We start from the raw sequence: 13,202 nt of genomic DNA, 5'->3' as shown, positions 1-13,202 counted from the left end.
TGTCATACTTCGCCAATTCCTTGCAAATCCCACCTTTTTATCCAAGAAAAAAGCATGACCTTTTCGGCCATGCTCGGATGTTCTGAATCTATTTACCTATTTAATCGATTAACGTACAGATCTCTCGTTCGTATTTAGACAGTGTTTGAACACTGATCTGAAAAGCGGACGCAACATCTTTTTTGCTGACAGCTGCTTCTTGTTCATTCATCCATAGATAATAAGATGCTGCTGCCCAGGCAGGTGCATTTTTCTTATCAATACCAGAAGCACGTGCCTGCTGAATAATATGGAATAACCAAAAATAAGGCATATGGCTGTCAGGCTGAACCGCTTCCTCCAGACTGGATGCAGCCTGTTTTGCAAAAACTGCATCTTCTGAAAAAGACTTTTCTTTCATTTCATCTTCATATAAAAGCAGTTCTATGAATTGCTGTTCAAAGGCCGTTTTCGCTGCGCGTGCATCAAGGACAGACTGCAGAACGTCACGTTCCCCTTTTTGTTTACTGACATAGTACGCAGTCAGCCGTTCCTCAATCGAGACCATTGGCTCAGTCACCTCAGGTTTATCCTGCCACGGCTTGATTTCATCTGCATCGATATCTTCTTCGACCATCTTATCCCAAACCGTTTGGGCGAGCGTCTTGTGGCCTGTATGATAGGCTGCGCTTGCAAGCCAGTATAAAAATGTACTATCTCCTTGAAAACCTGTTTTGTACAAAGAATAAAGCCATTTAAAGGCCCATTCAAATTCTCCCACAAGGGCAAATGTTGCACCAAGCTTATAACGCTGTTCACTTAGTATTGGATACACGTGCGTTAATTGCTTTGCTAACACGTTGACCTTTTCTTCTTCTTTTTCATAATGGTAGAAGACTAGCTGATTGCAAAGGGCATGCAGATTACCGGGATTTTCATGAAGGACCCGGTTCAACATTTCTTTCGCCTGATGGATTCGGCCAGAATAAAAATAGGCCAAAGCGAGATTATTATACGCCGACCAGAATTCTGGATACTCAACAATCATCTGTTCCAGCATCTCAATGGCTTCATCGAGTCTGCCGCTTTCTAGCAAATGGTTTGCTTGATCCTGCTTCACAATCAGGTCATCCTGATCATAAGGAAAATCTTCGTCCTCTTCGTCGCTCATATCGAGCAGGTCAAGAAGGTCGTCATTTTCATCCGCAAATTCCCCGTTCTCTTCCAGCGCGGCATAAGCAGTAGCTGATTTATATGCCTCTTGAAACAGTCCGAGATTCGCATAATTATTGGCTTTAAAATAGTGGCACTCAGACATGTTTTCATCGATGTGTTCAAGGATGAAATCAAGCAGTTCGTTTGATTGCTGGTAATGACCCATTTCAGTATAAATAATGGCAAGCTGTGACAGCATTTCTACATTTTCAGGCTCAAGTACGATGGCCCGCTGTATCAGCTTACTTGCCCTAGACAGATTTCTTTCTCTATATGCTTTAAGACCTTTATGAAAAAAGTAATGCCCATCTTGAAATAGCTGGACGACTTGTGTGTGATTATTTTGAGAAGTGTATTTACTCACCGATACCCTCCATTTCGAACAGTGTACCGTGTGTAGTATAACATACTTCACCAGTCGTCACATAGAACAAAAGGAAAGGAAGGATTTGTTTTTCATTTAAAAATAAAAAGCCTGGGATATCCCCCGGCTTTTCATTCACCTTGATGACGTTTTTTTAATACCTTTAATACATCATCAAACGGCAATTGCTGTTCACGTAATAATACAAGAAGATGATAGAGGAGGTCAGCAGTTTCCCATTTCAATTCCTCTTGATCCCGGTTTTTCGCTGCAATGATCACCTCAGACGCCTCTTCCCCTACCTTTTTCAGGATTTTATCGACCCCTTTTTCAAATAGATAGGTTGTATAAGCCCCTTCTGGCATTTCCGCCTGACGCTTTGCAATGACCTGTTCAAGTTCATTTAATATCGCAAAACGTTCCTGCTCTTCGCTCAGGCGTTTTACCCCTTCTTCCGAAAAACAGCTATAGCTGCCAGTATGGCAGGCTGGGCCGCTTGGCGCGACAAGGACAAGCAGAGCGTCCTTGTCACAGTCATATCGAATAGAAATCACTTGCTGGGTATGTCCAGAGGTGGCGCCTTTGTGCCAAAGCTCGTTTCTCGACCGGCTATAAAACCATGTTTCACCTGTCTCCAGCGTTTTTTCATAGGATTCTTGATTCATATATGCAAGCGTCAATACTTCCTTACTTTGAGCATCCTGTACAATCGCAGGAATCAGGCCCGCTTCATTAAAGGTTAATTCATTTGCCTGTTTCATCTGACCTTCACCCCGTGTTCTCTCAAATATGTCTTCACCTCTTGAATGGAGGTTTCTTTATAATGGAAAATGGAGGCTGCTAATGCTGCATCAGCTTCTCCTTTTGTAAATGCCTCCAGCATATGCTGGGCATTGCCAGCGCCGCCAGAAGCGATCACTGGCACATTGACCGCCTCTGATACAAGCTTTGTCAATCGATGGTCAAAGCCTGTCTTTTCACCATCAGCATCCATACTTGTCAGCAAAATCTCTCCTGCCCCTCTCTGCACAGCTTCCTTCGCCCAGTCGCTGACCTCTAAATCTGTTTGACGGCGTCCTCCGTGTGTATAGACCATGTATGCTTTTTTCTCTTCATCGTATTTTGCATCAATTGCAACAACGATACACTGGGAGCCAAAAAAGTCAGCACCTTCTGAAATCAGTTCCGGTCTTAACACAGCTGCTGTGTTGACAGATACTTTGTCTGCACCCGCTCTTAATATACGCTTCATGTCATCAAGGTGGTTAATCCCGCCACCCACCGTAAATGGTATCGCAAGCGTAGACGCGACTTGTTTAACCACATCCACCATCGTTTTCCGGCCTTCATGAGAAGCAGAAATATCAAGAAAGACGAGTTCATCCGCCCCTTCCTCATCATAGATCTGCGCCAATTCAACCGGATCACCAGCATCTTTTAAGCCAAGGAATTGCACTCCTTTGACAACACGCCCTTCCTTCACATCAAGACATGGAATGATTCGTTTTGTCATCATATGCGGTCAAGCCCTTCAAATGCTTCTGCTAAAGTAAACTGCTTTGTGTAAAGTGCCTTTCCAACGATCGCACCAGACACACCAGACTGTTTTTGCGCTGACAGCTTTTGAAGATCAGCTACTGCGCTGACACCACCTGAAGCAATCACTTGTTTGCCGGTTGCTTCTGCTAAGCGAACCGTGCTTTCTAAATTGGGACCAGACAGCATGCCATCCATTTGAATATCGGTGAAAATAAAGACCTCTGCGCCTTCCTTTGCCAATTCCCTGCCGAGTTCCTCTGCCTTCACTTTAGACGTTTCAAGCCATCCTTCAGTCGATACAAAGCCATTTCGCGCATCAATCCCAATTGCGATTTTCTCTCCATATTGCGCCAGCATTTTTTTCACAAAGGCTGGGTTCGAAACAGCTGAGCTGCCGAGAATCACTCTATCTACGCCGCTCTTTAAATAAAAGGCAACGTCTTCTTCTGTCCGAATACCGCCGCCGATTTGTACCTTCACATCTAAAGAAGAAGCAATCGCCAGCACATGCTCATGATTGACACGTTTCCCTGCTTTTGCACCATCTAGATCCACAAGATGAATCCATGCTGCTCCATCCTTCGCAAATTGCGCGGCCATGTCGAGCGGTGAATCTCCATAAATGGTTTCTTGATCATAATCTCCTTGCACAAGACGTACACATTTGCCATTTCTCATATCAATCGCTGGATATAATATAAACTCGCTCATTTGCTCACCCTCTGTTCGTTTGCTAATTGAATAAATTGTTTGAGCAGCGCCATTCCCGTTGTACTGCTTTTTTCAGGGTGAAACTGTGCTCCAAGCACATTTCCCTTGCCAACAACAGCTGGTACTTGAACACCATAGTCCGCGCTTGCTAATTGCTCATTTGGATTCATATCGCTCACATAATAAGAGTGAACAAAGTACGCAAATCCTTCTGGTACACCGTCAAACAATGGGGAGGGCTGATGAAATGTGAGCTCATTCCACCCCATATGAGGTACCTTCAATCTTTGCCCGTCCTGATCATGATCCTTTAAAAGAACGACACGCCCTTTTAACAGCCCCAATCCTTTTGTGTGTCCTGCCTCTTCACTTTCTTCAAATAACAGCTGCATGCCAAGGCAAATGCCGAATAACAGCTTTCCTTCCTGCACAACTTGGTGAATAAACGCCTCAAGTCCAGTCTCTTTTAACAGCTGCATTGCATCACGAAACGAACCTACTCCGGGCAATATATAAGCATCTGCTTTTTTCAGCTCCTCCACATCAGAGGAGACGATATAGCGGGCACCTGCTCGTTCCAGTGCTTTTGATACGCTGAACAAATTTCCCATTCCGTAATCAATAACTCCGATCATTAGAGCATCCCCTTTGTTGAAGGAATTCCTTTCACACGTGGATCAATGGTTGTTGCTTCATCTAAGGCACGTGCCATCGCTTTAAAAATGGCTTCAATCATATGGTGTGTATTGGTTCCGTAGTGAACAATGACATGAAGGTTGATCCGGGCTTCAAGTGCAAATTTCCACAGAAACTCATGTACTAGCTCTGTATCAAAGGTACCAACCTTTTGACTCGGAAAAGCCGCTCTCATTTCCAAATGAGGACGGTTGCTTAAGTCGACCACGACCTGGGCAAGTGTTTCATCCATCGGAACAAAGCTGGAGCCATACCGCTTAATCCCTTTTTTATCGCCTAACGCTTCCTTAAACATTTGCCCAAGTACAATGCCGATATCTTCTGTTGTGTGGTGATCATCAACATCCGTATCTCCTTTCGCATCGACGGTCAAATTAAAGTGTCCATGCTTCGTAAATAAATCAAGCATGTGCGTCATGAAAGGGACATCTGTTTGAATATCCGCTTTTCCTTCTCCATCAATTTCTAGCGCTAATGAAATGTTCGTTTCATTTGTTTTTCTCGCTGTTTTCGCCTGTCTCATTACGATTCCTCCCGCTTTCTCGCTTCAATCGACCTTGCATGTGCTTCAAGCCCTTCTAATCTGGCAAATGCCGCAATGCTTTCCCGGTGTGTTTCAAAGGCTTCTTGACTATATGAAATAATGCTCGTTTTCTTTTGAAAATCAGTCACACCAAGCGGGCTGGAGAATCGAGCTGTTCCGTTTGTTGGCAGCACATGATTCGGCCCTGCAAAATAATCGCCCACCGGCTCTGGACTATAGCGTCCCAAGAAAATTGCGCCAGCATGCTTGATTTGACCAAGAAGTGATTCTGGGTATGCTGTCAGCACCTCTAAGTGCTCTGGTGCTAATTGATTGATGACGTCTACTGCACGATCGATTGATTCTGTCACGTAAATACGGCCATGATCTTGTATAGATTTTGCTGCGATTGATTTTCTCGGCAAAGTATCAAGCTGCTTTCTTACTTCAGCCTGCACACTTTCAGCAAGTGTTTTAGACGGTGTTACCAAAATACTAGATGCCAGCGCATCATGCTCTGCCTGTGAAAGTAAATCCGCCGCTACCTCATGTGCGACTGCTGTTTCGTCTGCTAGAACTGCAATTTCACTTGGACCTGCGATCATATCAATGTCTACCTGACCAAATACTTCCCGCTTTGCCAGCGCGACATAAATGTTGCCTGGACCTGTGATTTTATCAACAGGCTTGATGCTTTCCGTTCCATAGGCAAGTGCAGCAACCGCCTGTGCTCCACCCATTTTATACATCTCAGAAATACCAAGCTCCTTCGCCGCAGCCAGTACAGCGTCTGAGAGACGGCCATCTTTCCCAGGGGGTGTCACAAGAACGATTCGTTCAACGCCAGCGACTAGCGCAGGAATCACATTCATTAATACAGATGATGGATAAGCAGCTGTTCCGCCAGGGACATACACACCTACTGCATCAAGCGGTGTTACCTTTTGTCCAAGCATTGAGCCGTCCTTTTGGTGATAAAACCAAGAGGATGTCAGCTGGCGCTCGTGGTATGTTCGAATATGCTTGATAGCCGTTTGAATAATCTGAACCATCTCTTTGTCCAAGCGGTCAAAGGCTTTTGCCATTTCATCCTCTGTGACAAGTGGATCTTCAATCAACACACCGTCAAATTGCTTTGTAAAAGACCGTACAGCTTCATCACCATTTGTTCTCACTTCTTGTATAATGCGCTGAACAGCCTGACGCTGCTCTTCTGTTCCTGTATCTAAGGACCGTTTGAGTGAGAGAGTATCTGTCTCACCTTCTTGTAGATAGGTGATGTTCATGATGATTCCTCCCCTTCTCCAATGATTCTTGCAAGACGCTGCGCCATTTCATCGATCACCGTATCCTTCATCCTATAGCTCACAGGATTGACAATAAAACGTGACGTGATATCACAAATATGTTCCGTTTCCACAAGTCCATTTTCTTTTAGTGTTTGACCTGTAGAGACAATATCTACAATGCGATCGGCAAGCCCAATGAGCGGTGCTAATTCTATGGAACCATTCAGCTTAATGATCTCCACCTGCTCCCCTTGCTCTCTAAAATAGGACGATGCGACATTTGGGTACTTTGTTGCCACACGCGGTGCGACTCCCCCCCAGCTCGCTCCTGGCAAGCCAGCAACAGCTAAATGACATTTACTGATGTTTAAATCGAGCACTTCGTACACATCACGAGCTTCTTCGAGCATGACATCCTTCCCTGCAATGCCAACATCCGCCACGCCGTGCTCTACGTAGGTGGTCACATCCATTGGCTTGGCTAAAATAAAGCGGAGGTTTTCTTCTGGTACATCAATGATTAATTTTCTTGAATCCTCGAATTCCTCTGGCAGCTGGTACCCCGCCTGTCTTAACAGCCCTGCTGCTTCTTCAAATATCCGGCCCTTTGGCATCGCCATCGTCAACACTTTACCCATTCCGCTCTTCCTTTCTAGCGCCGATAAAATAAGTCACCTGTTCAAATGCCTTGGTCATCGCGTCAATATTTTCAATCCCCGCTAAGTCTTGCAGGACGATTTTTTTCCCTTTTGACCGCTCCTTTTCTGCAAAAGCAAAGGCTTCCAGTCTTTGTTCTTTACTAAAAATCACAGCCTCCTGCGGCTCAATGATTTCTTTTGCATCGAGCGCTTCAAGAAGACGGTCTAGTCGAAGTCCGAACCCTGTAGCTGGTGCAGGTGCATCAAAGTGAGCAAGCAATTGATCATATCTCCCGCCGCTTCCGATGACCGACCCAACATGATCTGCAAATACTTCAAACAAAATACCCGTATAATAGCTCATATGACTCACCATGCTTAAATCTAAACGGATATATTCTGTACAGCCGTAATCTTCAAGTGTCTCCCAAAGCGACTTTAACTGTGCGAGCACCTCTTTTCCTTCTTGTGAAACGACGATTTCCTCTGCCCTCTCTATAACCTCTTGGCCGCCTCTTAACTCTAAAAGCTGTAACAGCCTCGTTTTATCGATGGAGGAAAGCGGTAATTGTTTCACATGCTGACGGTATCCCACATAATTCTTTTCATATAAGAAGCGGCGAAGGACGTTTGCACGCTCTGTATTTCCAAGTACATCGACAAATAACGTTTCTGCTAAAGCGACATGCCCGATCGCGATTTTGAAGGACCTTAGCCCGGCATTTTTTAAGGCAAATACGGCAAGCGCGATGACTTCAGCATCTGCACTAATCGAACCATCACCAATCAATTCAATTCCGACCTGCTCAAATTCTGACGGCCTTCCGCCTTCTCTTTCCTGGGCGCGGAACACATTGGCTGCATACCCAACACGAAGCGGATACGCCTGTTCATGAAGCTTAGAAGCCGCCACCCTTGCAATCGGACCTGTCATATCAGGTCTCAGCACTAGAGTTTGCCCGTTTTGATCAAGAAGCTTAAAAAGCTGTGTATCAGTAATCGCCGATTGAACACCGACTGTATCGTAAAATTCAAGCGTTGGTGTCTCCATCAAACGGAAACCCCAACCAGTCATGACCTCTGTTAAGGAATGCCTCACTTTTTTTTTCGTCTCATACAATCCAGGTAATGAATCCCGCATTCCATATGGTTTCTCAAACATAAACATGTTTCTTCCGCACCTCCAACACATTAAAACAAAAAATTCCGAATCCTTTAGTTCGCTAATATGATAATATGCTAACAAAATAAAGTGATTAAATCAATCATTTTTATTTCTCTCTATTTTCATCAACATATTCTGGAATTATTACATTCAAGTGACACCTGTGCCTTTTCTGTATGTTCGATGAAGGAACGTGCTATAATACTTAAAAATATTGAATAACACAGGAGATTAACAGTGAAGTTCATCCAGACATTCATCTTAACTTTGTTGTGCGCATGTCTTGTTTATTTCGGCTTTATATACGTTTCACAAATCGATCAAGTCAAGAAAACAGCTTCGCCGCAAAAAGCAGCAAAAGAAAACGATACAGAACTTGCGGCTGAAGAAACTCGTTCAACGAAAAAAGCAGAAACCACACATCATTCATTAAAAGGAAGCAAAAAAGCCATGGACGTCATTCTCTACAATCAAATGGATACGCCAAGGCTTTATAACGGATGCGAAGTCACGAGCTTAGCGATGCTGCTTCATTACAGCGGCTATGAGCAAGTAACGAAAAACACATTGGCAAATGAAATCAAACGCGTTCCGCTCAATTATGAAAATGGCTTAAAAGGAAACCCTCATGACGGGTTTGTAGGCGATATGGAGAATGGACCGGGTCTTGGGGTTTACCACGAACCGATTTATCAGCTTGCGAAAAAATACGCGGGCGATCAAGTAGTCGACTTAACCGGAAAGCCTGTTAAAAAGGCCATCTATCAATCCCTTGAAAAAGGCTATCCTGTCTGGGTGATTACGACATCCACCTTTGACAAAACAGATAACATCGAAACATGGAATACACCAAATGGCAAAATCGATGTAAGCTTTAATATGCATAGCGTGGTCATCACAGGCTATGACAAGGAGCATGTCTACTTAAATAACCCATACGGAGAAAAGAATCAAAAAGTCGATCGCGATCAGTTTGAAGATTCTTGGGAACAGTTGGGTAGTCAAGCGATTATCATTAAAGCGTAAAAAAACAACCTCTATTCACGTAGAGGTTGTTTTTATTGCTTCATTTTCCTAGTAATTCCTTCAGGCGGTCTTCAAGCTTTTCAGCTGTCATCGCACCTCCGCCCAGGCTGAAGTATTCATCCCCTCTTTTTAATAAAAGTGTAGGATAGCCGTTCACATGAAGTTGATGAACCTTGGCAAAGTCGGCATACGCATCATTGATCGCTTCTTTTGTTTTCATGCGTTCAATGACTGCGTCAGGATCAAGTTGATGCGCCAAAGCGATCTCCCGATACGTTTCTTCATCACTCAGGCTTTTTCCGTCTTGATAAAAAGCCTTTTGCATTGATGAAGCCAAGTACAATGCGCGCTCAGGTGCGATGGATCTTAATGCAGAAAAACCAATGGCCGCAGCCTCAGAGTCTAAAAGAAACGTTCCATTTGCTAACAGCTCCTGATAACGTTCTCCAAACTCGACACCAGTCAGCTGACTAATTCGCTGATTTGCTTCTGGAATGTGTGGATAATTCTTTATTGGAAGACTTCTTTCCCCTACAAATAAACCGCCCGACACAAGTGTGAGTGATATCTCCGGATGATTTTCATGGAAAGTGCGGATACTGTTTGAAAATCCATAACACCAGCCACAATACGCATCCCATACATAGATGAAAGACAATTCTTGCTCATTCATACGTTAGACACCCCATTATCATTTTTAAGTAGCCATGAAACGGCTTATTCAGCTTCAGATACGACGGTAAAACGTTCTCCAACATGGGCTGCCTGCTCCACTTCATCAACCAGTGCAATGGCGTAGTCAGCATAGCTCACATAGCTGTCACCTTTAGAATTGACAATCAGATGGTCTTTCCCTTTCACGTAAGAACCTGTACGTTTGCCAGCTGGATTAAAGAATGCAGCTGGGCTGAGGAAGGTCCATTTTAATCCCTCTGTCTGTTGAAGATCTTTTAGATTTTCTCCTTGCTGTGAAGCCGTAGCAACAAATTCTTTAGGAAACTCTGGTGTGTCCACTAGTCTTGTTGTTTTCGCCTCATCTACAAATAGACTTCCTGCTCCGCCCACAACGATCAAACGAGTCTCAGGTGCCTCTTTTAAAATATCGATCAGCTTTTTCCCAGCTTCTACATGAAGATGCTCTTTTCCAGTAGGTGCGCCAAATGCATTTACAATCACATCAAAGCCTTTGATGTCTTCTGCTTGCAAGTGAAACACATCCTTCTCAAGAACAGCTAGTGATGAATCTGTCACCTTTTGTGCATCTCGGACGATCGCCGTTACTTCATGTCCTCTTGATTGAGCCTCTTTCACAATTTCTTGTCCTGCTTTACCTGTTGCGCCAATAATTCCAATTTTCATGTTAACTCCTCCTGCAATATGGTTTTATGTTGATAAAGAAAGATGTAACCAATATGGTTACAACAGAGGTAAAAAAAATTGAATAGATCATCCAATTTTTTTGATTAGCACATGCGTTAGTTCACTTAATTTGATCTCAGCAAGTACTTGCTCCATCGCACTTTGAGCGCGGCATAAAATTAATTCAAGCACCGCTTGAATATTTGCACCGATCGGACAGTCAGGATTTGGGCTTTCATGAATTTGAAACAATTCCCCCTCATCCACGACTTCAACCGCTTTATACACATCGAGCAGTGTGATGTCGTCTTCACTGCGGTTCAGCTGAGAACCACCTTTGCCAAGACTCGTTGAGATTAGGCCTGCTTTTTTTAATTTACTCATAATGCGGCGGATGACCACTGGGTTTGTATTCACGCTTCCCGCGATATCCTCCGATGTCTGTAATGATCCTTTTTCAAGTGATAGCAAGGCCAGAATATGGACAGCGACAGTAAATCTGCTGCTGATTTTCATGTTTTCTCACCTCTGTTGTAATCATTATAGTTACACCATGTCACATTGTCAACAAAAAAGTCTGCCGAGCTACTCAGCAGACATAGATTGACGTGCTTCCATTTCTTCTTTCGTATAAATCATGCGCATTGGATTTCCTCCAACAAATGAGCCTGCTGGCACATCCTTATGAACAAGTGTACCAGCCGATACGATCGCTCCATCCCCAATGGTCACCCCAGGTAAAATAGTTGAATTAGCTCCAATTAAGACTTCATCACCAATATAGACTTCCCCAAGTCTGTACTCTTTAATCAAATACTCATGGGACAGGATGGTCGTGTTATAGCCGATCACACTATTCCGACCGACAGTGATTTTCTCAGGAAACATAAGATCAACCATCACCATTAAGGCAAACGCCGTATCCTCGCCGACCTTCATACGAAGAAAGGTTCGATATATCCAATTTTTCATTCCCATAAAAGGCGTGTACCTTGCCATTTGAATAAAAATGAAGTTTTTCACCACTTTGAAAAAAGGAACTGTCCGATAGACTTGCCGCAGCGAATTGACCCCTTTTACAGGATAACGATCTGTTTTTCTCAACTTAATCAGCTCCAACAATCGCCAGGAGATCACTCATTTTCTTCAGCATGAAATCAGGGCGATGCTTTAAAAGGGCCTCTTCTCCCTTAATAGACCAAGCAACACCTGCCGTTTTTGTCCCTGCCGCTTGACCAGACAAAATGTCGTGATAATTATCACCGACCATCACCGCTTCATGCGGATCACTGCCAAGCTTTGATAATGCCAATTGAACAGGCTCCGGATGCGGCTTCTCATTTTGTACATCATCAAGCGTCACAATGACCTCAAAGAACGGCTCTAAACCGGTCAGCTTCAATCCCATTAAAACAGTATCCCGTATCTTCGTTGTGACAATACCGAGCTTAAATCCTCGATCCTGCAGGACTTTCAATGTGTCGATAACGGTCTCATATTCAGTCACAAGCAGATCATGCTGCTTATGATTAAACGTGCGGTACATCTGAATCATATCATCCGTCAAATCAGGGTCCATCGCAGAGAATGTATCAAATAAGGACGGACCAATGAAATGAAGAATATCCTCACGGCTGTACTGACCAGGGTAATAATGATCCAGCGTATGCTGAAATGAAGCAATAATTAATTCATTTGTATTGATTAATGTGCCATCTAAATCAAATAGCACCGTGTTGATCGTCGATTCGTTCATATGGCTTCCTTTCTAACAGCTGCAAGTTCCCGCTTCCGCCAAATATAGCTAATAGCAGCTGTCAATAAAATTGCAGAAATCAGACGGATGACAAGAAGCGGCCATACCGGAATACCAAGTGGAATAAAAACCAGCGTATCTTCGACCACCGCATGGCAGGCAACAAGGAAAATAAAAGCAAGGGTTAAGTCCTTTTTACTCACACCGTCCTCTTCCACTGCCTTCATCATCACACCGGCTCCATAAGCGAGACCAATCGTTAATCCAGCCACCATCGTCATAGACGTATTTTCTTTCATTCCAAGCATTCTAGTAAAAGGTGACAGCCACTTAGACAGTGTATGGAGCCAACCTAAATCTCTCATGAATTGAATGATGATCATGAGCGGGATAACGATACAGGCAAGCTGCAGCACACCGAGTACTGCTTTTTGTAAAGCAAGAAGGACGATCATGTACCAGCTGGAAGGCACATCAGCCGCCTGAGCTGCACTAAGCAGTCCATATTGCGCCGGCTCCTCGCCTCCCTGCCAAACGAGATGAATGACAATAGCAGAAATAACAGCAAGACTGATTCTGACCAGCAAAATCACAGATACCCTCAGTCCAACCTTTGCTGCCACTGTTGATTCGATGATCAAGTTATGGCAAAAGGACAGCATCACTGCCAAAATAAACACTTCCTTCACAGGAAGCTCTAATGTCAAAATGGCTGCAATTCCCGCATACAAATTCAGCATGTTTCCTAATACAAGCGGAATCGCTGCTTCCCCCGAAAGACCAAACAGCCCCATAAATGGCTGAATGAATCGGATGATCCAATCCATGACAGGCGTATGCTGCAAGATACTGACGAGAATGGTCACTGGAAAGATGACTTTACCAAGTGTCCAAGTTGTCGACAGCCCTGCTTTCAAGCCGTTTTTCCATGTCTCTCCCATC

General features: G+C 44.0%; 16 protein-coding genes. 1 reads left to right on the top strand and 15 read right to left on the bottom strand.

The genetic code is table 11. The features are described 5' to 3' along the window. Positions 1 to 100 precede the first annotated feature (100 nt). The 9 genes from ASE42_RS03565 to ASE42_RS03525 form a co-directional block, all read right to left on the bottom strand. Complete coding sequence (locus ASE42_RS03565; RefSeq protein ID WP_024423555.1) at positions 101 to 1,558, bottom strand: tetratricopeptide repeat protein; 1,458 nt, start codon at positions 1,556 to 1,558, stop codon at positions 101 to 103. 131 nt (positions 1,559 to 1,689) lie between these two features. Continuing rightward, positions 1,690 to 2,319 carry a bifunctional phosphoribosyl-AMP cyclohydrolase/phosphoribosyl-ATP diphosphatase HisIE gene (gene hisIE / locus ASE42_RS03560; RefSeq protein WP_056765724.1) on the bottom strand — a complete coding sequence of 210 codons (630 nt, stop codon included), beginning with the start codon at positions 2,317 to 2,319 and terminating at the stop codon, positions 1,690 to 1,692. Then, a complete protein-coding gene (hisF, locus tag ASE42_RS03555) occupies positions 2,316 to 3,074 on the bottom strand; it encodes an imidazole glycerol phosphate synthase subunit HisF (RefSeq protein ID WP_056765721.1) in 759 nt (252 codons plus the stop codon). The genes hisIE and hisF overlap by 4 nt, the downstream gene beginning before the upstream one ends. After that, a complete protein-coding gene (gene hisA / locus ASE42_RS03550; protein ID WP_056765719.1) occupies positions 3,071 to 3,808 on the bottom strand; it encodes a 1-(5-phosphoribosyl)-5-[(5-phosphoribosylamino)methylideneamino]imidazole-4-carboxamide isomerase in 738 nt (245 codons plus the stop codon). The genes hisF and hisA overlap by 4 nt, the downstream gene beginning before the upstream one ends. Further along, positions 3,805 to 4,443: an imidazole glycerol phosphate synthase subunit HisH gene (gene hisH, locus ASE42_RS03545; RefSeq protein WP_056765718.1), complete on the bottom strand. Its 639-nt coding sequence runs from the start codon at positions 4,441 to 4,443 to the stop codon at positions 3,805 to 3,807. Before hisH ends, hisA begins: the two co-directional genes overlap by 4 nt. Beyond that, on the bottom strand, positions 4,443 to 5,027 hold the full coding sequence (hisB, locus tag ASE42_RS03540) for an imidazoleglycerol-phosphate dehydratase HisB (RefSeq protein ID WP_024423560.1): 585 nt from the start codon (positions 5,025 to 5,027) through the stop codon (positions 4,443 to 4,445). Before hisB ends, hisH begins: the two co-directional genes overlap by 1 nt. After that, complete coding sequence (gene hisD, locus ASE42_RS03535; RefSeq protein ID WP_056765716.1) at positions 5,027 to 6,313, bottom strand: histidinol dehydrogenase; 1,287 nt, start codon at positions 6,311 to 6,313, stop codon at positions 5,027 to 5,029. Before hisD ends, hisB begins: the two co-directional genes overlap by 1 nt. Next, positions 6,310 to 6,954, bottom strand: coding sequence for an ATP phosphoribosyltransferase (gene hisG / locus ASE42_RS03530; RefSeq protein WP_024427668.1), 645 nt, complete (start codon positions 6,952 to 6,954; stop codon positions 6,310 to 6,312). The genes hisD and hisG overlap by 4 nt, the downstream gene beginning before the upstream one ends. Beyond that, positions 6,947 to 8,122: an ATP phosphoribosyltransferase regulatory subunit gene (locus tag ASE42_RS03525; protein WP_044334248.1), complete on the bottom strand. Its 1,176-nt coding sequence runs from the start codon at positions 8,120 to 8,122 to the stop codon at positions 6,947 to 6,949. The genes hisG and ASE42_RS03525 overlap by 8 nt, the downstream gene beginning before the upstream one ends. A gap of 234 nt (positions 8,123 to 8,356) precedes the next feature. Between ASE42_RS03525 and ASE42_RS03520 the strand changes: the two genes are divergently transcribed. Next, positions 8,357 to 9,145: a C39 family peptidase gene (locus tag ASE42_RS03520; RefSeq protein WP_056765714.1), complete on the top strand. Its 789-nt coding sequence runs from the start codon at positions 8,357 to 8,359 to the stop codon at positions 9,143 to 9,145. A gap of 40 nt (positions 9,146 to 9,185) precedes the next feature. Here ASE42_RS03520 and ASE42_RS03515 read toward each other — a convergent pair whose 3' ends face one another. The 6 genes from ASE42_RS03515 to ASE42_RS03490 form a co-directional block, all read right to left on the bottom strand. Then, positions 9,186 to 9,818 (bottom strand): DsbA family protein, encoded by a 633-nt coding sequence (locus ASE42_RS03515; protein ID WP_056765712.1) that lies wholly within the window; start codon positions 9,816 to 9,818, stop codon positions 9,186 to 9,188. A gap of 44 nt (positions 9,819 to 9,862) precedes the next feature. Then, positions 9,863 to 10,504 carry an NAD(P)-dependent oxidoreductase gene (locus ASE42_RS03510; protein WP_056765710.1) on the bottom strand — a complete coding sequence of 214 codons (642 nt, stop codon included), beginning with the start codon at positions 10,502 to 10,504 and terminating at the stop codon, positions 9,863 to 9,865. 87 nt (positions 10,505 to 10,591) lie between these two features. Then, positions 10,592 to 11,020: an Rrf2 family transcriptional regulator gene (locus ASE42_RS03505; protein ID WP_024423567.1), complete on the bottom strand. Its 429-nt coding sequence runs from the start codon at positions 11,018 to 11,020 to the stop codon at positions 10,592 to 10,594. 69 nt (positions 11,021 to 11,089) lie between these two features. After that, positions 11,090 to 11,608, bottom strand: coding sequence for an acyltransferase (locus ASE42_RS03500; RefSeq protein ID WP_056765708.1), 519 nt, complete (start codon positions 11,606 to 11,608; stop codon positions 11,090 to 11,092). A 1-nt stretch (position 11,609) separates the two neighbouring features. Continuing rightward, a complete protein-coding gene (gene ppaX / locus ASE42_RS03495; protein WP_024423569.1) occupies positions 11,610 to 12,260 on the bottom strand; it encodes a pyrophosphatase PpaX in 651 nt (216 codons plus the stop codon). After that, on the bottom strand, positions 12,257 to 13,201 hold the full coding sequence (locus ASE42_RS03490; protein WP_056765706.1) for a nucleoside recognition domain-containing protein: 945 nt from the start codon (positions 13,199 to 13,201) through the stop codon (positions 12,257 to 12,259). The genes ppaX and ASE42_RS03490 overlap by 4 nt, the downstream gene beginning before the upstream one ends. Position 13,202: the final 1 nt, after the last annotated feature.

It is taken from the genome of Bacillus sp. Root920 (genome assembly GCF_001429445.1).
GTDB classification, from domain to species: domain Bacteria; phylum Bacillota; class Bacilli; order Bacillales; family Bacillaceae; genus Bacillus; species Bacillus safensis.
Note: the sequence above shows the minus strand (reverse complement) of the source record. Positions and strands in the feature narration are given on the sequence as shown.

Excerpts from the sequence above, each read along its gene's own strand:
- hisIE (WP_056765724.1), bottom strand. The coding sequence starts at position 2,319 with ATGAAACAGGCAAATGAATTAACCTTTAATGAAGCGGGCCTGATTCCT.
- hisF (WP_056765721.1), bottom strand. The coding sequence starts at position 3,074 with ATGATGACAAAACGAATCATTCCATGTCTTGATGTGAAGGAAGGGCGT.
- hisA (WP_056765719.1), bottom strand. The coding sequence starts at position 3,808 with ATGAGCGAGTTTATATTATATCCAGCGATTGATATGAGAAATGGCAAA.
- hisH (WP_056765718.1), bottom strand. The coding sequence starts at position 4,443 with ATGATCGGAGTTATTGATTACGGAATGGGAAATTTGTTCAGCGTATCA.
- hisB (WP_024423560.1), bottom strand. The coding sequence starts at position 5,027 with ATGAGACAGGCGAAAACAGCGAGAAAAACAAATGAAACGAACATTTCA.
- hisD (WP_056765716.1), bottom strand. The coding sequence starts at position 6,313 with ATGAACATCACCTATCTACAAGAAGGTGAGACAGATACTCTCTCACTC.
- hisG (WP_024427668.1), bottom strand. The coding sequence starts at position 6,954 with ATGGGTAAAGTGTTGACGATGGCGATGCCAAAGGGCCGGATATTTGAA.
- ASE42_RS03525 (WP_044334248.1), bottom strand. The coding sequence starts at position 8,122 with ATGTTTATGTTTGAGAAACCATATGGAATGCGGGATTCATTACCTGGA.
- ASE42_RS03515 (WP_056765712.1), bottom strand. The coding sequence starts at position 9,818 with ATGAATGAGCAAGAATTGTCTTTCATCTATGTATGGGATGCGTATTGT.
- ASE42_RS03510 (WP_056765710.1), bottom strand. The coding sequence starts at position 10,504 with ATGAAAATTGGAATTATTGGCGCAACAGGTAAAGCAGGACAAGAAATT.
- ASE42_RS03505 (WP_024423567.1), bottom strand. The coding sequence starts at position 11,020 with ATGAAAATCAGCAGCAGATTTACTGTCGCTGTCCATATTCTGGCCTTG.
- ppaX (WP_024423569.1), bottom strand. The coding sequence starts at position 12,260 with ATGAACGAATCGACGATCAACACGGTGCTATTTGATTTAGATGGCACA.
- ASE42_RS03490 (WP_056765706.1), bottom strand. The coding sequence starts at position 13,201 with ATGGGAGAGACATGGAAAAACGGCTTGAAAGCAGGGCTGTCGACAACT.